General features: G+C 58.4%; 20 protein-coding genes. 18 read left to right on the top strand and 2 right to left on the bottom strand.

The features are described from left to right. Nucleotides 1-53 precede the first annotated feature (53 nt). The 18 genes from def to secG all read left to right on the top strand — a co-directional run bounded on the left by def (nt 54) and on the right by secG (nt 19,716). Entirely contained in the window at nt 54-557 is a 504-nt protein-coding gene (gene def / locus HMPREF2860_RS02645; protein WP_038628930.1) for a peptide deformylase, read from the top strand. A gap of 97 nt (nt 558-654) precedes the next feature. Next, entirely contained in the window at nt 655-1,629 is a 975-nt protein-coding gene (gene fmt, locus HMPREF2860_RS02640) for a methionyl-tRNA formyltransferase (protein ID WP_070628574.1), read from the top strand. Then, nucleotides 1,630-3,087, top strand: a complete 1,458-nt coding sequence (locus HMPREF2860_RS02635; protein ID WP_049181007.1) for an RsmB/NOP family class I SAM-dependent RNA methyltransferase — start codon at nt 1,630-1,632, stop codon at nt 3,085-3,087. Nucleotides 3,088-3,098: 11 nt separating this feature from the next. Then, nucleotides 3,099-3,767, top strand: a complete 669-nt coding sequence (rpe, locus tag HMPREF2860_RS02630; protein WP_049181008.1) for a ribulose-phosphate 3-epimerase — start codon at nt 3,099-3,101, stop codon at nt 3,765-3,767. Between the two features lie 16 nt (nt 3,768-3,783). Further along, nucleotides 3,784-4,836: a bifunctional diaminohydroxyphosphoribosylaminopyrimidine deaminase/5-amino-6-(5-phosphoribosylamino)uracil reductase RibD gene (gene ribD, locus HMPREF2860_RS02625; protein ID WP_049181009.1), complete on the top strand. Its 1,053-nt coding sequence runs from the start codon at nt 3,784-3,786 to the stop codon at nt 4,834-4,836. A gap of 69 nt (nt 4,837-4,905) precedes the next feature. Then, nucleotides 4,906-5,493 (top strand): riboflavin synthase, encoded by a 588-nt coding sequence (locus tag HMPREF2860_RS02620; protein WP_049181010.1) that lies wholly within the window; start codon nt 4,906-4,908, stop codon nt 5,491-5,493. A gap of 11 nt (nt 5,494-5,504) precedes the next feature. Next, a complete protein-coding gene (locus HMPREF2860_RS02615) occupies nt 5,505-6,767 on the top strand; it encodes a bifunctional 3,4-dihydroxy-2-butanone-4-phosphate synthase/GTP cyclohydrolase II (protein WP_049181011.1) in 1,263 nt (420 codons plus the stop codon). Then, nucleotides 6,768-7,250 (top strand): 6,7-dimethyl-8-ribityllumazine synthase, encoded by a 483-nt coding sequence (ribH, locus tag HMPREF2860_RS02610; protein WP_038628949.1) that lies wholly within the window; start codon nt 6,768-6,770, stop codon nt 7,248-7,250. It abuts the gene before it with no gap. A gap of 2 nt (nt 7,251-7,252) precedes the next feature. Then, nucleotides 7,253-7,747, top strand: a complete 495-nt coding sequence (locus HMPREF2860_RS02605) for a PH domain-containing protein (protein ID WP_038628952.1) — start codon at nt 7,253-7,255, stop codon at nt 7,745-7,747. Nucleotides 7,748-7,776: 29 nt separating this feature from the next. After that, on the top strand, nt 7,777-9,825 hold the full coding sequence (uvrC, locus tag HMPREF2860_RS02600; protein ID WP_070628573.1) for an excinuclease ABC subunit UvrC: 2,049 nt from the start codon (nt 7,777-7,779) through the stop codon (nt 9,823-9,825). Nucleotides 9,826-9,937: 112 nt separating this feature from the next. Next, complete coding sequence (rapZ, locus tag HMPREF2860_RS02595) at nt 9,938-10,828, top strand: RNase adapter RapZ (RefSeq protein ID WP_005510809.1); 891 nt, start codon at nt 9,938-9,940, stop codon at nt 10,826-10,828. Between the two features lie 23 nt (nt 10,829-10,851). Next, nucleotides 10,852-11,799, top strand: a complete 948-nt coding sequence (yvcK, locus tag HMPREF2860_RS02590; RefSeq protein ID WP_038628961.1) for a gluconeogenesis factor YvcK family protein — start codon at nt 10,852-10,854, stop codon at nt 11,797-11,799. 191 nt (nt 11,800-11,990) lie between these two features. Continuing rightward, entirely contained in the window at nt 11,991-12,989 is a 999-nt protein-coding gene (gene whiA, locus HMPREF2860_RS02585) for a DNA-binding protein WhiA (protein WP_038629636.1), read from the top strand. A gap of 183 nt (nt 12,990-13,172) precedes the next feature. Next, nucleotides 13,173-14,177: a type I glyceraldehyde-3-phosphate dehydrogenase gene (gene gap, locus HMPREF2860_RS02580; protein WP_049181090.1), complete on the top strand. Its 1,005-nt coding sequence runs from the start codon at nt 13,173-13,175 to the stop codon at nt 14,175-14,177. Between the two features lie 110 nt (nt 14,178-14,287). Beyond that, complete coding sequence (gene pgk, locus HMPREF2860_RS02575; protein WP_070628572.1) at nt 14,288-15,499, top strand: phosphoglycerate kinase; 1,212 nt, start codon at nt 14,288-14,290, stop codon at nt 15,497-15,499. Nucleotides 15,500-15,568: 69 nt separating this feature from the next. Next, nucleotides 15,569-16,357: a triose-phosphate isomerase gene (gene tpiA / locus HMPREF2860_RS02570; RefSeq protein ID WP_070628571.1), complete on the top strand. Its 789-nt coding sequence runs from the start codon at nt 15,569-15,571 to the stop codon at nt 16,355-16,357. 202 nt (nt 16,358-16,559) lie between these two features. After that, nucleotides 16,560-19,388, top strand: a complete 2,829-nt coding sequence (gene ppc / locus HMPREF2860_RS02565; RefSeq protein WP_070628570.1) for a phosphoenolpyruvate carboxylase — start codon at nt 16,560-16,562, stop codon at nt 19,386-19,388. Between the two features lie 91 nt (nt 19,389-19,479). Continuing rightward, the gene (gene secG, locus HMPREF2860_RS02560; RefSeq protein WP_038628976.1) at nt 19,480-19,716 is read left to right on the top strand and encodes a preprotein translocase subunit SecG; all 237 of its coding nucleotides are present in this window, start codon (nt 19,480-19,482) and stop codon (nt 19,714-19,716) included. A gap of 117 nt (nt 19,717-19,833) precedes the next feature. Here secG and pgl read toward each other — a convergent pair whose 3' ends face one another. Both pgl and HMPREF2860_RS02550 read right to left on the bottom strand, forming a co-directional pair. Next, nucleotides 19,834-20,601 (bottom strand): 6-phosphogluconolactonase, encoded by a 768-nt coding sequence (gene pgl / locus HMPREF2860_RS02555; RefSeq protein WP_070628569.1) that lies wholly within the window; start codon nt 20,599-20,601, stop codon nt 19,834-19,836. Next, nucleotides 20,598-21,614 (bottom strand): glucose-6-phosphate dehydrogenase assembly protein OpcA, encoded by a 1,017-nt coding sequence (locus HMPREF2860_RS02550; RefSeq protein WP_038628980.1) that lies wholly within the window; start codon nt 21,612-21,614, stop codon nt 20,598-20,600. Before HMPREF2860_RS02550 ends, pgl begins: the two co-directional genes overlap by 4 nt. Nucleotides 21,615-21,661 lie beyond the last annotated feature (47 nt).

Here is a 21,661-nt window from a genome sequence, read left to right as displayed (position 1 = left end):
AATGAGCGCGTTATTGCTTGATTCACACCAGTTTTCTTGGAGGCTCTAAGTTCATGGCAGTTCGTGAGGTACGTCTTTTCGGCGATCCGGTGTTGCTGTCCAAGGCGGAAACCGTCACTGATTTCGACGCGACGCTGTCGCACCTGATTGATGACATGTTCGACACCATGGACGAGCAACAGGGTGTCGGGCTCGCAGCAAACCAGGTTGGCGTGCTGCAGCGCGTCTTCGTCTACGACTGCAATGGCACCCGCGGGCACATCGTCAATCCGGAATGGGAAGCCATCGGCGATGAGACTGTCCACGAAATCGAAGGATGCCTGTCTATCCCGGGGATTAATGGACCCGTGACTCGGCACGCACGTGTGCGCGTTACTGGCCAGGATCGCCACGGCACACCGGTGAGCTTCGAAGCTGACGATCTGCTGGCTCGCTGCGTGCAGCATGAAAGCGACCACCTGGACGGTGTGCTGTTTTTGAAGCGTCTCGAGGGCGACGAGCGCAAGACCGCGATGCGCTCTCTGCGTGAGCAGGAATGGTTCCTCAACCGCGGTTAACTCACCTGCGCCTAGCCCCCCCCCGGGCGTGGCGCCCCGAGTTTCATCACTAGATTAACTAGAACAACTAGGTCCACCAGGAAGGAATCCACTTACTGTGCGCCTGATTTTTGCCGGAACCCCGGAACCCGCTGTCGTTGCACTGAAGAAGTTACTCAAAGACTCCCACCATGAGATCGTTGCTGTTCTCACTCGCCCCGATGCCCGCCGTGGCCGCGGTAAGTCGCTTTCGCCCTCGCCGGTGAAGGCTCTGGCCTTGGAACACGACATTCCCGTTCTCACCCCGACTACCCTGCGCGATGCGGAAATCCAACAGCAGATCCGCGAACTAAACGCCGACTGCATCCCGGTGGTCGCCTACGGCAATCTCGTGCCGGAGGAGTTGCTCGATGTACCGACGCACGGCTGGGTAAATCTGCATTTCTCACTGCTTCCTGCTTGGCGAGGTGCCGCGCCGGTGCAGGCAGCTATCGCCGCTGGCGACGAAGTCACGGGTGCCAGTACCTTCCGGATTGAAAAGGGCCTGGATACCGGACCAGTTTTCGGTACCGTCACCGAAGCGATTCGCTCGACCGATAATGCCGACGACCTTTTGACCCGCCTCGCATTCTCCGGCGCGGATCTTCTAACCGCCACCATGGACGGCATCGAAGCAGGTGCGTTGCGTCCGACTGCTCAGCCGGAACAGGACGTCAGCTACGCCGCTAAGTTCGGGCCGGAGGATGCCCGAATCGTTTGGACTCAGCCGCGACATCTTCTCGACCGCCGCGCTCGCGCGTTCACGCCTGCTCCAGGTGCGTGGACGACCCTCGACGGCTCACGTTTGAAGGTCGGAGAGCTCACCCCGCTTTCCGACGAGGACAGCGCTGCGGTCGACGAGGTGCGAAAGGCAGCTGCTCCAGAGGTGGCAGCCGCCACACCAGGTGAGTTGGTAGTGGAGAAACACCGGGTATCCGTGCGTTGTGCCGATGGCTATGTGCAGCTGGTGAAGGTGCAGCCACAGGGTAAGAAGATGATGGATGCGTCCGACTGGGCGCGAGGTAGCCAACCCGGCGGAAAGGTCTGCGAGTAAATGGGCAACGACAAACCCCGCCACACCGGTGGCGGACGGCAGCGCAGCAACCGCGGCGGACAGAACCGCGATGACCGCAACCGTAACCGTGACACCCGAGGAGGGGATAATCGCGGTGGCATTGACCAGCCACGCAAGGTCGCGCTGAAGGTACTAGCTGACGTTCGCGAGAAGGATGCTTACGCAAACCTGCTGCTGCCCAAGTTGCTGAAGACACACAAGCTCAAGGGGCGGGATGCTGCTTTTGCAACGGAGCTGACGTACGGCACACTGCGGGCGGAAGGCCTGTTGGACGCCGTGATTGAGGCATCGTCGTCACGCCCGTTAAGCGATATTGCTGGACCGGTGATGGACGTGCTACGCCTGGGCACGTACCAGCTGCTGCGTACGCGCGTCGACGCCTACGCAGCGGTCGATACCTCGGTGCGGGCAGTGGCGAAGGTGGCGGGACCTGGCGCGCGCGGCTTTGTCAATGCCATTTTGAGGAAGGTCTCCTCGAAGACCGAAAGCGAATGGGTGGCTGAGATTGCGCCGGATCCCGCGACCGATCCGATTGGCTACGTGGCAATGAAGCATGCCCACCCGCGCTGGATTGCTATGGAGTTTGCCCGCGCACTCGGTGCACAAGCCGGTGAGCTGCAGCAGGCACTCGCTGCCGACGATGCCCGCCCGCTGGTGCACTTGGTCGCTCGTCCGGGCGAGATTACTGCTGAAGAATTGGCACTGATCACTGGCGGTGAAGAGGGACAGTGGTCGCCGTACTGCGTGCGCTTGGACTCCGGTGCCCCAGGAGAGTTGGAGCCGGTCCGACAGGGTTTGGCTGCGGTGCAGGACGAGGGTTCTCAGCTCATTGCGCGTGCCGTCACCATGGCACCCGTTGCCGGTGAAGACAGCGGCCGCTGGTTAGATCTGTGTTCCGGCCCCGGTGGTAAGTCAGCTTTCATCGGCGGCATTGCAGCTATTGAGGGCGCGAAGCTCGATGCTGTTGAGGTATCGGCGACTCGCGCAGAACTGGTGAAGAAGGCTACTACCGGGCTACCAGTGACTGTAACGGTTGCGGATGGTCGTGATACCGGGCTCGAGACAGGCTTTGACCGCATCTTGGTAGACGCGCCGTGCTCTGGCTTGGGCTCGCTCCGCCGTCGCCCGGAAGCGCGCTGGCGGAAGTCGCCGTCCGATCTGAACTCGTTGACTACGCTGCAGTTTGAACTGCTCAGCGAAGCTGTGCGTCTTGCACGGCCGGGTGGCATCATCGTCTATTCCACGTGTTCGCCGCATCTGCGGGAAACCAGGGGCATTGTCGACAGGGCAGTGACGGAATTACCGGTGACTGAGCTGAGTGCACACGAGTTGGTAGCGCCGATGACTGATGTCGGACCGTATCCATCTGTGCAGATGTGGCCACACCGCCACGGGACCGATGCGATGTTCTTCTCAGTTTTGCGCAAGAACGACTAGGCTCAGAGGTTATGAGCGCACCAATTATTGCCCCGTCCATTCTCGCTGCTGACTTCGCTCGCCTCGACCGCGAGGTTGAGGCTGTAGCCAATGCAGATTGGCTACATATCGACGTCATGGATGGCCACTTCGTTCCCAACCTGTCCTTCGGCGCTCCGGTGCTGGAGGCCGTAGCTGCGGTGACGGACAAGTACTTGGATGTCCATCTCATGATTGAAAACCCGGAGAAGTGGGTCGACACCTACATTAAGGCGGGGGCGAGCTCCGTTATCTTCCATGTGGAAGCCGCCGACGATGCCATCGCACTGGCACGCCACATTCGTTCCCAGGGCGTGAAGGCCGGGTTCTCACTGCGCCCGGGTACCCCAATTGAGCCGTGGCTGGATCACCTCGCCGAATTCGACGAGGCGCTGGTCATGAGTGTCGAGCCCGGTTTCGGGGGCCAGTCCTTTATGCCGGATCAGCTGGCCAAGGTCGAGAAGCTACGTGAACGCATTGATGCCGAAGGTCTGGATACTCTGATCGAGATTGACGGTGGTATCTCCGCCAAGACCATCGAATCCGCTGCCGCCGCTGGTTGCGATGCCTTCGTTGCAGGGTCGGCCGTTTTCGGCGCTGATGATCGTGCGGCGGCTGTCGATGAGCTGCGCGCATTGGCAACCGCTGCTGCAACTAAGTAGACGGCGGTGAGAAACGGTGGCACAGTTTCCGGATCTCGTCTCCGCTCAGCCGCTGACTGACGAACAAGCGATGGCATTGGCCATAGAAGCCGGCCAGCGAGTTCGAGGCACCACTTATCCCAATCCACCGATTGGTTGCGTCATCCTCGATACCGCAGGGATCGCGGTAGGTGTGGCCGGAACTGAGCCTGTAGGCGGGCGACACGCAGAGCCACAGGCATTGGAGATGGCGGGGCCACGAGCTCAGGGCGGCACTGCAGTGGTCACACTCGAGCCGTGCAATCATATCGGCCGTACACCACCGTGCACCGAGGCACTTGCGGCAGCCGGTGTTTCCCGCGTCATATTTGCAGTCGCCGATCCGAATCCCGTGGCCGCTGGCGGCAGCGAGTGGTTGCGTTATAAAGACATCGAGGTCGTTGAAGAATTCCAGCGTAACCGAGTAGCCGCTGGCTACTTACGGCCATGGTTACATTGGCAGCGCACTCGGCGCCCACACATCACGCTGAAGACTGCGGGCACGCTGGATGGTTTCGCTGCCGCTACCGACCGCACCTCGCAGTGGATCACAGGGGAGCAGGCGCGGGCACGGGTACATATCGATCGTGCACGTCGGCAAGCGATTGTCGTCGGAACGGGAACAGTGCTCGCCGACAATCCGCGATTGACCGCGCGCACACCAGACGGCGAGGAGCTGTCAACGCAACCTCTGCGCATCGCGATTGGCACTTCGGAGGTCGCCGCCGATGCGAATATCCGTGGTGATAACTTCCGCCACATTCGCACTCACGATGTGGAAGTGGCGCTGGAGACAATGGCGGATATGGGGCTTATTGACGTGCTGGTAGAAGGCGGTCCACGGCTCGCCAGCGCTTTCTTAGAAGCCGATGCTGTCGACGCGATTGAGTCCTATATTGCCCCGGCCTTTCTCGGCGCTGGTCTGCCAGTGACATCGGCCAACCACGAGACCACCATCACTGACATCTCCCGTTTCCGTACCGCCGCGGTAGAGACTCTGGGGGATGACATTTTGATCACGGCACTCCGCAGTGGCAAAGATCGCGGGTAGACCGGCTAGAGTTAATTTTGTAAAAATCTTTCAATTTATAACAAATGTTAAAGGATTTTCCTGACCACTATGTTTACGGGAATTGTTGAGGAACTCGGCGAAATTCGCGAAATCCACCGCGAAGCCGATTCCATTACGCTGACCATTCGCGCGACCACCGTGCTTGACGACGTGCACCACGGTGACTCCATTGCTGTCAATGGCGTTTGTTTGACCGTCGTGGAGTTTGACAATGACTTCTTTACCGCTGATCTCATGCAAGAGACTCTGGATAGGTCGAGTCTCGGCCAGGTTGAGGTCGGTTCCAAGGTCAACCTCGAACGTGCAACCGCAGTAGGGCAACGCCTCGGCGGCCATATCGTGCAGGGACATATCGATGGCACCGGCGAGGTTATTTCGCGCACGCCAGGGGAACGCTGGGAAGTAGTGCGGATTTCTCTGCCGAAGCAGCTCTCCAAGTATGTCGTGGAAAAGGGCTCAATTGCCGTGGATGGCACCTCGTTGACTGTCTCTGCAGTAGGCGAGGGGTTCTTTGAGGTCAGCCTGATACCGACGACGCTGACGGACTCCGTTATTGGTTCAACCGCAGTAGGCACCAAGGTCAATTTGGAAGTCGATGTGCTAGCCAAGTACGTCGAGAAAATGTTGGAAAGATAAGCTACAAGACTGTGATTAAGTTCGATTCTGTTGAACGGGCCATTGCGGACATCGCAGCCGGTAAGGCCGTGGTCGTCGTCGACGATGAAGATCGTGAGAACGAGGGCGACATCATCTTCGCCGCAGAGAAGGTAACGCCTGAACTTGTTGCCTTTATGGTTCGCTATTCCTCTGGTTACATCTGTGCACCGCTGACCGCCGAGGACTGCGAGCGTCTGAATCTGCCACCGATGGTGTCGGAGAATGAGGATGCCCGCGGTACCGCATACACAGTGACCGTGGATGCCAACACCGGTACGACCGGTATTTCCGCCACAGATCGTGCGAACACCATTCGTACTCTGGCTGACCCCACGTCCAGCCCGCACGATTTCACCCGACCGGGACACGTGGTTCCGTTGCGAGCTCGCGATGGTGGCGTCCTCATCCGTGCCGGCCACACCGAGGCTGCGGTCGATCTCGCCCGCCTGGCAGGGCTTCGTCCTGCCGGTGTGCTGTGTGAGGTTGTCTCCGAGGAAGACCCGACCAGCATGGCGCGCGCGGAGGAACTACGTCGCTTCTGCGACGACCACGATTTAGCGCTGATTTCCATCGAGCAGCTCATCGAATACCGTCGCCACAACGAACACTTGATTGAGCGCGTTGTCGAAACCAAGCTGCCGACCGACTACGGCGAGTTCCGTGCCATTGGTTACCGCAGCCTTATCGACGGTGTCGAGCATGTCGCTCTCGTTGTGGGGGATGTGTCTTCCAACAATGGCCAGGATGTCCTCGTGCGTGTGCACTCCGAATGCCTCACCGGCGACGCATTGGGATCTCGCCGCTGTGACTGCGGTCAACAGCTGCACAACTCCATGCGCATGGTCCACGAGGCAGGGCGCGGCGTCATTCTCTACATGCGCGGTCACGAAGGCCGAGGCATTGGTCTGATGCCGAAGCTGCAGGCCTACCACCTGCAAGATGAAGGCGCTGACACCGTTGATGCCAATCTCGCACTCGGTTTGCCGTCGGACGCCCGCGAGTACGGCACTGGTGCACAGATTCTGCAGGATCTTGGGGTCACCTCTATGGCGCTGCTGACGAACAATCCGACCAAGCGCGCCGGCCTAGGTGGTTATGGACTGGAGATGAGCCGCCGGGTACCGGTGCCAGTTGAGGTCAACGAGGATAACTTGAAATACTTGTTGACAAAGCGCGAACGCATGGGCCATGAACTTCCTTGGTTGGATGAGTACATGGAGACCCACGGCATTTCGACAGAAGGAGCACAGTAGATGAGTGGCGCAGGTCTTCCTGAAATTACCGTTCCCGATTCCACTGGTGTGACCGTCGGTCTGGTCACCTCTCACTGGAACGAGGAGATTACTGGGCAGCTTCGTCGTGAAGCGCTGGCACAGGCTGAGGAGGCCGGCGCTGTAGTCACGGATGTGACTGTCGTCGGTGCTCTGGAGATTCCGGTTGTGGTACAGCAGCTCGCGCGAACTCACGACGCCGTGGTGGCGCTGGGATGCGTTATCCGCGGTGGTACGCCGCACTTCGACTATGTCTGCGACTCGGTGACTGAGGGGCTGACGCGGATTGCACTGGACTGTGAGACACCTGTTGGCAATGGTGTATTGACCTGCAACACTGAGCAGCAGGCAATTGATCGTGCCGGCGGTGAGGGAGCTGTGGAGAATAAAGGTCGCGAGGCCATGGCCGCAGCGCTGCATACCGTCGCCGTGTTGAAGTCTCTTCGTGAAGGTGGAGCTGAGTAAGAATGGGTAACTCCGAACGCCACAGCAATTCGACTGCCGTCGACACCGGTAGTGAAGACAAATGGCTATTGGAAATCACCTCGCAAAAGCTGCGTCTGTGGGCGATTATCGCTGCAGTTGTAGTCTTCGCTATCCATATCTTCATGGGCATCGTGGTGGACTTTGGTAACACCGGCGCTTCGGTGACGACTATTGACCAGCTGGCTTTCCCAATGATTGGTTTGATCATCGCCGGGGTAATCCTGCTGCTGACTCGGGCTCGCGTTCGCGTAAATGCCACGGGCGTGGAAGTCCGCAATCTGCTCAATGCGAAGTTCTACCCGTGGGTCGATGTCTACGGCCTGAGTTTTCCAAAGAAGTCCCGCTGGGCTCGCTTGGAGCTGCCAGACTTTGAGTTTGTGCCGATGCTCGCGCTCCAGTCAGCCGACGGCAGCCGCGTCGTGGAAGACATCCGCCGGTTCCGTGAACTTGAAGACAAGTTCATGCCGGAGGATTAACCCAAGGACATGTTTTAAGGACACCGTAAGTGACTGACCCTTCTCAGTACCGTCCCGCCCCCGGCACCATTCCCACGGAGCCGGGGGTGTACCGTTTTCTCGATTCAACCGGACGCGTTCTCTACGTCGGCAAGGCGAAGAATCTCCGTGCGCGTCTGTCTAACTACTTCCAGGACTTAACTTGGCTGCATCCCCGCACCCGCCAGATGGTGCAGTCCGCTTCGAAGGTGACGTGGACTGTTGTCCACAATGAGGTCGAAGCGCTGCAGTTGGAGTACACCTGGATCAAGCGCTTTAATCCGCGGTTCAACGTGATGTACCGCGACGATAAGTCGTATCCGATGTTGGCCGTCAGCGTCGGCGAGCTGTACCCGCGGCTGTTTCTCTACCGAGGACCGCGCCGGAATGGCGTGCGTTATTTCGGCCCCTATTCACACGCGTGGGCCATCCGAGAAACCCTCGACTTGCTTACACGAGTTTTCCCGGTCCGCACTTGTTCCAAGGGAGTCTTCAACCGGCAGCAGGCCCTGGGACGGCCCTGTTTGCTCGGCTATATCGACAAATGCTCGGCGCCTTGTGTCGGCCGTGTCAGTGCCGAAGAACACCGCGAAATTGTCCGTGGTTTTACCAGCTTCATGTCCGGGAATACGGGTCCGGTCACCAGGCGCTTGAAGAAGGAAATGGAGGAAGCTGCCGCCGAGTTAGACTTTGAGCGCGCCGCGAGCCTGCGCGACAACCTCGCTGCCATCGACAAGGTCATGGAGCGGCAGTCAGTCGTGCTTTCCGACGCCGCCGATGCCGATTTTATTGCGCTAGCAACCGACGAACTAGAAGCGGCCGTGCAGATTTTCCACGTTCGAGCAGGACGTATTTACGGTCAGCGCGGCTGGGTAGTGGAGAAGTCCGGCGAATACGCGACTACAGAGTTTCGAGAGGGAGAGACAGACCCCAGCTTGGGTGGGCTGCTAACGCAGTTCCTGACACAGTTCTATGGCGATGCCGCCAAGCACGCGGATGTCGACGGCGATGAATCGACCACTGCTGCCCAAGTTGTGCCACGCGAAATTCTCGTCCAGGCCACGCCCGACGATCTTGACGAGGTTGCTGCATTTTTGGCCGATATTCGTGGCACCAATGTGGACATTCGGGTCCCGCAGCGCGGTGACAAGCGGACACTCATGGAGACCGTGCAGAAAAATGCAGCTGAAGCGCTACGCCAGCACAAACTAAAGCGAAGTGGAGATCTAACTACTCGATCGCAGGCTCTCTCCGAACTTCAGGACGCGCTGTTTATGGATGAAGCGCCGCTGCGTATCGAATGCACTGACATCTCGCATATTCAAGGCACCGATGTGGTGGCCTCGTTGGTGGTCTTCGAGGACGGATTGCCGAAGAAGTCCGACTATCGCCGCTACCGTATCAAGGATGCAGCGGGTGACGGTCGCTCCGACGACGTCGGCTCCATTGCTGAGGTGGTGCGCCGTCGTTTTCTGCGCCATAACGAGGACAAGCTCGCCATGCCCGATGATGCCAGCGAAATGTTCGTCGAAGAGACGACTGATGCCGTCGATGAGCAGTCGAGGAGTAGCCGCAAATTTGCCTACCCGCCACAGTTGTTCATTGTCGACGGTGGTGCACCGCAGGTCGCAGCCGCTCAGGCAGTCCTCGATGAACTCGAGGTCACCGATGTGACGCTCGTGGGTATTGCCAAGCGCTTAGAAGAGCTGTGGATTCCCGACGATGATGAGCCACTCATTCTGCCGCGCAATTCGGAAGCGATGTACCTTATCCAGCGAATTCGTGATGAGGCGCACCGCTTTGCCATTACTTATCACCGTCAGCAGCGCTCTAAGCGCATGCGCTCTTCGGTACTCGATGGCATTAAAGGGCTGGGGCCAGCACGCCGCAGTGAGTTGGTCAAACACTTTGGCTCCGTTGCGGCGCTGAAAAAGGCCAGCGTCGGGCAGATAGAAGAGGTAGCTGGTTTCGGGCCGACGCTCGCGAAAACTGTCTACGATTACCTCCACCCAGACGAAAAATCCTCACAACCAAACTCGGATGTCGGTACCGGAGAATAGGCGTAGAAGTAGGTAAACAAGTGGCTAAAACCGCACTTGAAACAGTGCTAGCGGGTTTACTTCCGCTAGTAAAACCGAGAGCGGTTGGCCGAAATTGTATTAGAGTATTGGCATGATTACTTCGGGTTATTCCCCTCAGGCTGAAAAGTCACTTGTGCTGATTACCGGCATGTCCGGTTCCGGACGCAATACGGCCGCCAGCGTCTTGGAGGAGATGGGCTGGTATGTCGCAGACAACCTGCCCCCGGAGTTGATTATGCGCATGGTCGAGTTGTCGTTTGAGGCGGACTCTCCAGTAGAGCGCCTCGCTATCGTCACCGACGTTCGCTCGCGCGCATTCGCGGGCAGTTTGGGGGAGGTGCTCGACGGACTCCGCAATGAGGGGCGCCAGCCCTATGTCATCTTCTTCGATGCTAACGACGACACCCTCATCGCCCGCTACGACTCAGTCCGCCGCACACATCCGCTGCAGGAAAATGGCACGCTTTCACAGGGTATTGCAGCTGAACGTCAGATGCTGCTGCCCATAAAGGGCATGTCGGATTTGGTAGTGGATACCTCTGACATGAGCGTGCACGATTTGCGCCGTGAGTTAGAGCATCAGCTGTCGGATACCGCTAGCAAGATTCAACAGATTACCATCGAGTCCTTCGGGTTTAAGCACGGTGCACCGCGCGATGCCGACATGCTTTTCGACGTCCGTTTTCTCCCCAACCCCTATTGGGTACCTGAGCTGCGTGCGGGCCGTGGTACCAACAAAGCAGTGGCCGACTACGTACTGTCCCAACCGGAGTCTCAGGGGTTCTTGGACAACGTCACAAACTTGATTGAATTGGTTTTGCCCGGTTACCGGCGTGAGGGCAAGGGTTTTATGACTATCGCTGTGGGATGCACCGGAGGCCACCACCGAAGTGTGGCCATGTCGGAGGCGCTGGCTAAGAAGCTCGAGGGAGTTTCCGGGATCAACGTCAACGTCGTCCACCGCGATATTGACCGCAATTAGCGGTTTCCGTGGAGGTGTAGAAATTGACATCAATTACCAGTCTGGGCGGCGGTCATGGTCTATTTGCCACGCTGAGAGCTGACCGTCAAGTTGCGGACCATGTCACAGCGGTGGTCACAGTTGCCGACGATGGAGGATCCTCCGGTCGCCTTCGTCGTGAGCTGGGGCAGATTCCCCCTGGAGACCTTCGCATGGCGCTCGCCGCGCTTTCCGCAGATACGGAAAAAGGAGATCTGTGGGAAAAGACACTGCAGCACCGCTTTGGCGGAACTGGCGCACTCGCAGGGCATGCGATTGGGAATCTGATCATTGCTGGCCTCACCAGTGTGATGGGAAATGAAGTCGACGCGCTTGACGAAATTGGCCGGTTGTTGCAAATCCAAGGTCGCGTCGTGCCCATGTCGCCAATCCCGTTAGAGATTGAGGCCGAAGTCGTTGGCCTGGAGCAGGATGCTCGCGTCGTGCGCCAAGTCCGTGGCCAGGTCGCAGTGGCCACCACGCCTGGCCAGGTGCGTCGAATCCGGCTGATTCCTGAGGCGCCGCCGGCATCCGAGGAGGCCATTGAAGCTATCCTCAATGCTGATTTGGTGACGCTGGGTCCGGGTTCGTGGTTCACTTCGGTTCTGCCACATCTTCAGGTGCCCGGGTTGCGGGACGCTCTGCAAGAAACCAATGCCACAACCGTCGTAGTGCTTAATCTGGTCGCCGAGCCGGGGGAGACCGCCGGTTTTTCTTCCGAACGGCACATCCATATGCTCACGCAGCATGCACCTAACTTGAAGCTCAATTACGTGCTTGTCGACGACAACACGCCGCTCGCGGATACCGAACGGGAATACCTGCAGCGAGCGGCGGACAGCCTAGATGCGAAAGTGGTCTTCGCCGATGTGCAAGAAGTGGACGACTACGGAGCTCTGACGGGTCGGCATTCGCCGGAGAAGCTAGCTACTGCACTTCGTCAGTTCCTCTAAAGCGTCCGGCCAATCGAGGGTATTTCTGCATTCTCCTGCGGGGATGCAGCAGGCGATCAGCTAATTGCCACTCGATTGGTTCAGGATACTATCCTTGAGGTTTATTGCTAGAGCTCAAATGGGGTTAATTAAACTTAAATTAGCCAGGCCCAAACCCAGCTCGTACACATGAAATGAGGATCGACAGCATCGTGGCATTGACGGCGAAGGTCAAAGACGAACTAGCCCGCGTGTCAGTTTCGCAGGAAAGCGCTCAGGCAGCGGAGATTGCGACCCTGTTCCGCTTCGCGGGAGGACTCCACCTGGTGGCAGGTTCGATTGTGCTGGAGGCTGAGTTGGATTCCGGCGCTGTCGCACGCCGCCTGCGCTCCATGCTGGCCGAACTCTACGATGTCAAAGCCAGCCTCAATGTCTTGTCTCCCGGTGGGTTGCGAAAGACCTCGAAGTACATCGTGCGGGTAACCGATGGCGCGGAACTTGTCGTTAGGCAAACTGGCCTGATTGACTCTGCAGGACATCCCGTACGTGGGCTACCACGCAAGCTGATCATGGGGCAGAAGATTGATCAGGAAGCTGCATGGCGGGGTGCATTTTTGGCACATGGTTCACTGACTGAGCCTGGGCGTTCCTCAGCTTTGGAAGTCACTGCTCCTTCAGCTGAAGCGGCACTCGCATTGGTGGGATGTGCTCGTAGGCTCGGAATTACGGCTAAGAGCAAGGAAAATAAGTCCCGCAGTGGCGATCGAGTTATCATCCGGGAGGGCGATGCGATTGGTGCGCTCCTCACGCGAATGGGAGCCCAGACTACTCGCCTGCAATGGGAAGAACAGCGAATGCGTCGTGAAGTGCGAGCTACGGCCACCCGCTTGGCAAACTTCGACGATGCCAACCTGCGGCGCTCAGCTCGTGCGGCCGTTATTGCGGCAGCACGAGTAGAACGCGCTCTAGAGATTCTCGGCGACGATGTACCAGATCACTTGGTGTCTGCAGGACAGCTGCGCATCGAGCACAAGCAGGCATCATTAGAAGAACTTGGACAGCTAGCCAATCCGCCAATGACCAAAGACGCAGTCGCAGGACGCATCCGGCGTTTGCTCTCCATGGCGGACAAAAGAGCAAACGAACTCGGAATTCCCCCCACAACTGCAGTCGTTACAGACGAACTTTTTGACAAAGAAGTTGACGAGTAAAGCACCTGTTATGCCTAGTCAGGTGCGGAAATTTGGATGAATCTCCGTTTATTTGGGATTTTTGCGCCAAAGCATCGCTGCGCGAATGAAAAACCCAACGTACACTTCTGTAGTGAACCTGTTGGAGCGCAATCAGCGCCCTGACAAGTGGCATCGATTCGCCAATCCATTAAGGAGATTATTGTGACGGTTCGTGTAGGTATTAACGGTTTTGGTCGCATTGGCCGCAACTTCTTTCGCTCCCTGCTCGCTGCGGGCGCTGACTTGGAAGTCGTTGCTGTAAACGACCTCACTGATAACAAGACCCTGGCTCACCTGCTCAAGTACGACTCCATCATGGGCAAGCTTGACGCAGAGGTCACCTACGACGATGAGTCCCTCACCGTCAACGGCAAGCGCATCGCCGCATACGCTGAGCGCGACCCGAAGGACCTGCCGTGGGGCGAGCACAAGGTCGACATCGTCATTGAGTCCACCGGTTTCTTCACCGATGCCAACGCTGCCAAGGCTCACATCGAGGCTGGCGCCAAGAAGGTCATCATCTCCGCTCCGGCTAAGAACGAAGACGCAACCTTCGTTGTCGGCGTCAACCACACTGACTACGACCCGGAGAAGCACAACATCATTTCGAACGCTTCTTGCACCACCAACTGCCTGGCTCCGATGGCTAAGGTTCTGGACGACAAGTTCGGCATCGAGCGCGGTCTCATGACCACCATCCACGCATACACCGGTGACCAGCGCCTGCACGACGCTCCGCACAAGGACCTGCGTCGCGCTCGCGCTGCTGCTCTGAACATTGTTCCGACCTCCACCGGCGCTGCAAAGGCAGTTGCTCTGGTTCTGCCGCAGCTCAAGGGCCTGCTGGACGGCTACGCACTGCGTGTTCCGACCCCGACCGGCTCTGTCACCGACCTGACCTTCACTGCTAAGAACGAGGTCACCGTCGAGTCCGTCAACGCTGCCATCAAGGAAGCTGCTGAGGGCGAGCTCAAGGGTGTTCTGGGCTACAACGAGGATCCAATCGTTTCCAAGGACATCGAGGGCGACCCGCGTTCCTCGATCTTCGACGCACCGCTGACCAAGGTCATCGGCGATCAGGTCAAGGTTGTCTCCTGGTACGACAACGAGTGGGGCTACTCCAACCGCCTCGTCGACCTGGCTGTCTACGTCGGTGAGCGCCTCTAATAACACACCTGGTTAATCCCAGACCCCGAACGGGCCGGGGTGGTTGTGCCTGAGTAGGGCACGCCACCCACGGCCCGTTTTTTACACACTTTCACAAGGATTTCATTGAGATGACTGTTAAGACTGTCAAAGACCTGATCAACGAAGGTATTGAAGGCCGTTACGTCCTCGTCCGCTCCGACTTTAACGTTCCGCTGAAGGACGGCGTAATCACCGATCCGGGTCGAATCGATGCTTCGCTGCCCACTCTGTCCGCTCTTGTCGACGCCGGTGCCAAGGTCGTTGTTATGGCTCACCTGGGTCGCCCGAAGGGCGAGGTTAAGTCCGAGTTCTCCCTGGCCCCGGTCGCTGAGGCTCTCTCTGAGCGTCTGGAGCAGTACGTCGCGCTCGCCGGTGATGTCTCCGGTGAGGACGCGCACGAGCGCGCTAATGGTTTGACCGAGGGCGATGTACTTCTGTTGGAGAACGTCCGCTTCGATCCGCGCGAGACCTCCAAGGACGAGGCAGAGCGCGCCGAGTTCGCAGCCGAGCTGGCTGCACTTGTTCCGGACGGTGCATTTGTCTCTGACGGTTTCGGTGTTGTTCACCGCGCCCAGGCTTCCGTCTTCGATGTCGCGAAGAAGCTGCCGCACTACGCCGGCAACCTGGTTCAGGCTGAGCTTGAGGTTCTGCGCAAGGTTGCAGAGACCCCGGAAAAGCCGTACACCGTCGTGCTCGGCGGCTCCAAGGTTTCCGACAAGCTGGGTGTTATTGAGGCTCTCGCGCCGAAGGTTGACTCCCTGGTCATCGGCGGCGGCATGTGCTTCACCTTCCTGGCTGCCAAGGGCTACGCCGTTGGCGCATCCCTGCTGCAGGAAGAGATGCTTGACACCTGTAAGGATTTGCTGGACCGCTACGGCGACAAGATTGTTCTGCCAACCGACGTAGTCGTGGCCGACAAGTTCGCAGCAGACGCTGAAAACAAGGTTGTAGACGCCACCGAGATTTCGGAAGGCTGGATGGGCCTGGACATCGGACCGGCTTCCGCTGAGGCATTCGGCAAGGTGCTGGCTGAGTCCAAGACTGTGTTCTGGAACGGCCCGATGGGCGTGTTCGAGATGGAGGCTTTCGCAGCTGGCACCCGCGAGGTTGCACAGGCCATCATCGATGCCACCACTAACAACGGTTGCTTCTCCGTCGTCGGTGGCGGCGACTCCGCAGCGGCAGTACGTACCCTGGGATTGAACGAGGAAGGTTTCAGCCACATCTCCACCGGTGGTGGCGCTTCGCTGGAGTTCCTCGAGGGTAAGACTCTGCCGGGCGTCTCCGTCCTGGAAGACTAAGATTTTCCCACCACTTGGTTTTCATCGCTTAAAAATCCACTAATTGATAGGGAAGTGAATTCCACCACTATGGCACGTACACCATTTATTGCTGGTAACTGGAAGATGAACCTGAACCATCTCGAGGCTATCGGTGTGGTGCAGAAACTCGCGTTCGCTCTGCCGAAGGAGTACTACGACAAGGTTGACGTCGCCGTCATCCCACCGTTTACCGACCTTCGTTCGGTCCAGACTTTGGTTGAGGGCGATAAGCTCGGCGTTACCTACGGTGCTCAGGATGTCTCAGTCCACGAGTCCGGCGCTTACACTGGCGAGATTTCCTCCTCAATGCTGGCAAAGCTCGGCTGTACCTGGGTCGTCGTCGGTCACTCCGAGCGTCGCGATATGCACGCAGAAGACGATGAGCTGGTCGCAAAGAAGGCTAAGGCAGCACTGCGCGAGGGTATGAACCCAATCGTCTGTGTCGGCGAGCCACTGGAGGTCCGTGAAGCCGAAGAGCACGTTGAGTACGTTGTCTCTCAGGTCAAGGGCTCCCTGGCTAACCTGACCAACGCTGAGCTGGCCAAGACCGTCATCGCTTACGAGCCGGTCTGGGCTATCGGCACCGGTAAGGTCGCATCGGCTGCAGACGCGCAGGAGGTCTGTGCAGCTATCCGTGAGACCATCGCTGAAATTGCGGATGAGGCCATCGCCAAGGAGATGCGTATTCTCTACGGTGGCTCCGTCAAAGCCGAGAACGTCGCTGAGATCGTCGGCAAGCCCGACGTCGACGGTGGCCTCGTCGGTGGTGCTTCGCTCGACGGTGAGGCATTCGCCAAGCTCTGTGCACTTGCTGCAGATGCCGCTCAGAACGCCTAACTACATATAAAATCAGATCAACTGATAAGATAGGCGCCATGCGCGACCCCGGATTGGTTTTATTGATTCTCATAAAACCGATTCGGGGTTATTGCCTTTAGGCGGACTCAACCCAGACACACCGAATGGCAATAATTCAGCGCAATACATTTCCCGAGGCTTTCCACTTTGAATGCCCGGCAATTTTAAAAGGACGTGCTCAATGAACGAACAAGTACATCGTGATGCTGACCGAAACACTGCAAGCAATGAGCAATCCTCATCGACCGCTATCGCGAAGCAGCAGGACTTGCTCTGGGAGGATATTCGCCACCTGGGTCGAATTCTCGGACAGGTAATCCGCGAGCAAGAGGGTGACGAGGTCTTTAACCTGGTCGAAAATGCTCGTCGCGCAGCCTTCGAACTCCATCGTGGCGATGGCGATATCGAGAAACTCGCCGGCCTCTTCCGTGACATAGACCCGGCCGAGGCAAGCCCGGTCATCCGTGCTTTCACGCACTTCGCACTTTTGGCTAACCTCGCTGAGGATCTGCACGAAGAACTAGGCATCGAGGCCTCTCTCGATGCTGGCGATCCGCCGCAGGACTCCACGCTGGAGGCAACATGGCAGAAGCTTCGCGACGCCAAGGTTTCTGGTAGCGCTATTGCGGACATGATGGACCACATTGAGGTCGTCCCTGTTCTGACCGCACATCCAACGGAAACTCGTCGTCGTACAGTGTTCGATGTGCAGAAGCACATCACGGCCGCAATGCGGCGCCGCCACGAGATCCAGGCAGCCCCGCTGAATGCACGCACCGCGGACCGACTCGCTGAGATTGATGCCGATATCCGCCGCCGTATTCTGACGCTGTGGCAGACGGCTCTGATTCGTATGAACCGCCCGGATATTCGCGATGAGGTCGAGGTCGGTCTTCGCTACTACCAGCTTTCTCTGCTGGAAGCTGTGCCACAGATTAACCGGGACGTCGTCAAGCACTTGCGTCAGCTCGGCGGCGACAAGCTGCAGGCTAACCCAACGATTCGTATGGGCTCGTGGATTGGCGGTGATCACGATGGCAACCCATACGTGACGGAGGAGACGCTGCGCTACGCCTCCGATCGAGCAGCGGGCACCATCCTGCGTCACTATTTCTCGCAGCTGCACCTGCTGGAGCGCGAACTCAGTCTCAGCGACCGCCTGACTAAGGTCACCGTCGATCTGGTCGCCTTGGCCAGCCGGGGCCACAATGACGTACTAAACCGTGAAGATGAGCCGTACCGTCGTGCGGTTCACGGTATCCGCGGTCGCGTGGCGGCAACAGCGGTGAACTTCTTCGATGAGTCCATCATCGAGGGCGACTGGTCGGAGTTCACTCCGTATGACAGCGCCGAGGACTTGCTTGAAGAGCTCTCGATTATCGACGACTCACTGCGTTCCAGCCACGATGATCTCATCGCCGATCACCGTCTGCGCGATCTGATGGATGCAGTTGAGGTATTTGGTTTCCACCTGTACTCGATTGATATCCGTCAGAATTCGGACTCTCACGAGGAAATCCTCACCGAGCTGTTCTCAGCTGCCGGTGTCGTGGACAATTACGCAGGATTGAAGGAAGCCGACAAGGTCGAGCTGCTGACCAAGGAACTGCAGTCCTCCCGTCCGCTGGTTTCGACTTCCGTAGATCTTTCTGAAGCCACGGCCCGCGAGCTGGGCATTATGCGTGCAGCATCGCGCGCGGTTCGCAAGTACGGTCGCGATGCAGTGCCGCACTGCATCATTTCGATGTGTACCTCAGTCTCCGACCTGCTGGAGCCGATGATTCTGCTTAAGGAGGTCGGTCTGATTCGTCCGAATGGATTCCAGCCGACCGGTTCTGTAGACGTCATCCCGCTGTTTGAAACCATCGAAGACCTGCAGGCTGGCGCCGACGTGCTGCGTGCTGCGTGGGACATTCCGGTCTACCGCGCATACGTCTCTGCGCGCGGAGATCTGCAGGAAGTCATGCTCGGCTACTCCGACTCGAACAAGGACGGCGGATACTTCGCTGCAAACTGGGCGCTTTACGACGCGGAGGTCGCCATCGTGGCAGCCGCGAAGGACAACGACATTCGCCTGCGTCTCTTCCACGGCCGCGGAGGTACTGTCGGCCGTGGTGGCGGACCATCCTACGAGGCAATCTTGGCGCAGCCTTCCGGCGCAGTCCAGGGTTCGGTGCGTGTCACCGAGCAGGGCGAGATTATCTCTGCGAAGTACGGTCACCCTGCGGCGGCGCGCAGGAACCTCGCCGCGCTGGTTTCGGCAACTATCGAGTCGACTCTGCTCGACGTCGATGACCTGAAGAACCCAGCTCGCGCCCATGAGATCATGTCGGAGATTTCCGACCTGTCTCGTGAGGCCTACTCGAAGCTCATGCACGAGGACCCGGGCTTTATCGACTTCTTCACATCGTCGACTCCGGTCGATGAGATTGGTAGCCTCAACATCGGTTCGCGTCCGACCTCACGCAAGCAGACTCAGACCATCTCTGATTTGCGCGCAATTCCATGGGTACTGTCCTGGTCGCAGCAGCGTTCTATGGTGCCGGGCTGGTTCGGTGTCGGCTCTGCACTGCAGGAGTGGATTGGTGAGGACGAGGACGGTTCCCGCCTAGCCGAACTCCGTCAGCTCAACGAGGACTGGCCGTTCTTCAACTCGGTGCTGTCGAACATGGCGCAGGTGATGTCCAAGGCTGACCTGAACCTGGCGCGCGCCTACGCTAGCCTGTGCGAAAATAAGGCCGACGGTGAGCGCATCTACAGCATCATCAAGGCTGAGTTCGACCTGACGCTGAAGATGTTCCTGAAGGTAACCGAGTACAAGGACCTTCTTGAAGACAATCCGCTGCTCAGGCGCTCGGTGGACATGCGCTTCCCATACCTCATGCCGCTGAACATCATCCAGCTGGAGATGCTGCGTCGCTACCGTGCTGGCGATAACCGCGACAAGGTGCGTCGGGGCATTCAGCTGACCATGAACGGTCTGGCAACTGCACTGCGCAACTCCGGTTAGAAAAGACGGCTGGGGAATACCTAGCCAGCGGAGCAATTGCGCTAGTATAGTTGGAGTTCTTAAAGAAGCGACGTTTCAAAAGGAAGTGCGCGTGTACCTCGCCATTCAGATTGTCCTGGTCATCACATCCATCCTGATGACGCTGTTCATCCTGCTCCACAAGGGTAAGGGTGGCGGACTGTCCAGCCTCTTTGGTGGCGGTATGCAGTCGAATCTGTCCGGTTCGACTGTGGTGGAGAAGAACCTTGACCGCGTCACTATTGTGACCATGATTATCTGGTTGCTCTGCATTGTCCTGTTGCTGCTGTTCAATACCTTCGGCTGGTAGGTTCCGCACGCAGCACGCCCCACCGAAGGCCTTTAAGTAATAAAAATTCCCGTCGATAGCATTTCGCTTATCGACGGGAATTTGTTGTTTCTTGGCTGTTAACGGTGAAGCGGAAGCCTAAAGCTGTGCAGCCGCAGCATCGTCAACAAAGACAACGGTCTCTTGAGCACCACGGACCCCGGCCGCTGGCCACTGCGCTGGGTCGTCCTGCTGAGCGATCGCCGCGATCGCGTCGGCCTTTTCACCACCGGCTACCAGTAGCCACACACGCTGCGAACTGGCAATGGCCGGCATAGTCAACGTGATGCGGGTCGGTGGTGGCTTCGGACAGTTATGCACGTCCACGACCAAGCGTTCCTGCTCAGCGAGCGCTGCGGTATGTGGGAAGATCGAGTTGATGTGTCCCTCTCCGCCCATACCAAGAAGGTGCAGGTCAAAGCCGTTTGGAGCCTTCTGACGAACGATAGCTTCGTAGCTTTCGGCGGCCTCCGTGGTAGTCATGCCGCTGTCGGCAGCGGCGAACTCGAAAATGTTTTCCTCCGGCACGCCGACAGGGGACAAGAGACGCTCACGAGCAGCCAGCGCATTGCGGTCTACCGAGTCGGCAGCGACAAAGCGTTCATCTCCGAAAAACACCAGGACTCGGTTCCAGTCGATGTCTCCAGAATCGTCGGCAAGCGCACTGAGCAAAGCGGTACCTGCGCCGCCACCGGTGAGAACGACGCGTACAAAACCGTCATCGGTGACCGGAGAGACGTTGCCATTCTGGACGGCGACAACCGCATCGATGAAGCGTTGACGTGCAGCCTCGACGATGCCGGCCTGGTCGGCGGCGCGGTGGAACTGAGGGGCGGGGACGGTATTCAAGACGTTATCGGTTGTCACTTGTCAGAGACTCCTGGTTCGTTCGCGAAGCTGGTGATCGTGGACGTTGGGGTCTGCATGCCTACGGTGTGAATCTGGCTGAGACCACGCAGGGCACGTCCGTAGGCAGTATCGTGGTCGAGGTGACGCAGCTCCTCTGCCAAGCACTCGGAGCGTGTAGGACGCGACAATGCGACCTTGAACGGGGGCTTTTCTCCGTTGGTGACCGATGCAGTGGTAGCGCTTTCAATATCGATGCGCAGGGTCTGGCCATTTTCACGCTCAAACGCGACCGAGGTCACCGGTGGCTTGGCGCGGCCCTTTTCGTCCACCGGAATCTTCTTCTCCCCGGTGGAGTAGCGGTTGACCGGCAGCCCCAGGCGATCTGCCAACCAGCCGGCGGCGACCTCCACCGATGGCGACTCCTGTGGACCGTAGATAGACACGGAGGTCACTGGCGAGTGCGGCGGCAAGTCGAAAGCCGAGGCCAACACACCGCGCCAGTTCGTCAGTCGCGACCAGCTCAGGTCGGAATCGCCAGGCGTGTAGCCCGTACGGCGCGTGTAGATAGCGTTACTATTCGGGTCACACAACGAATCGGTGATACGGCGCTGGGCAATCCTGCCGATTGGTGTCGCCGCTGGGACTTGAGGCGCCTCAGACGGCCACCACGCCACGACCGGCGTATCGGGCAGCAACAGGGGAGTCACCACAGAGCTGTGGTGCTGACCAATCTCACCGGACATGTGCATAACCACGATCTCAGCAGCACCGGCATCTCCACCGACGCGGAGTTCCGCGTCGAGGCGATTATCCAGGCGTGGATCATCGGAGACCAATACCAGCACACGGGATGGGTGCTCGCGGGAAACGGAGTTGACCGTGGAAATAATGTTTTCCAGGTCGTCTTCGCTTTTGGCCAAAACGATCAGGGTAAGGACACGGCCCGTGGTAACGATGCCGCCCTGCTCTCGAAGCTGCACCAACTGACGAGCAATGCTCGCGGTGTCAGTGTCTGGCAAATTGACAATCATGAAAGTGTTCTTTCTGTCAGAAAATTCTTAAGAACTGAGAGGTCGGC

Source organism: Corynebacterium sp. HMSC064E10, assembly GCF_001812505.1.
In the GTDB taxonomy this organism is placed as follows: domain Bacteria; phylum Actinomycetota; class Actinomycetes; order Mycobacteriales; family Mycobacteriaceae; genus Corynebacterium; species Corynebacterium amycolatum.
Note: the sequence above shows the minus strand (reverse complement) of the source record. Positions and strands in the feature narration are given on the sequence as shown.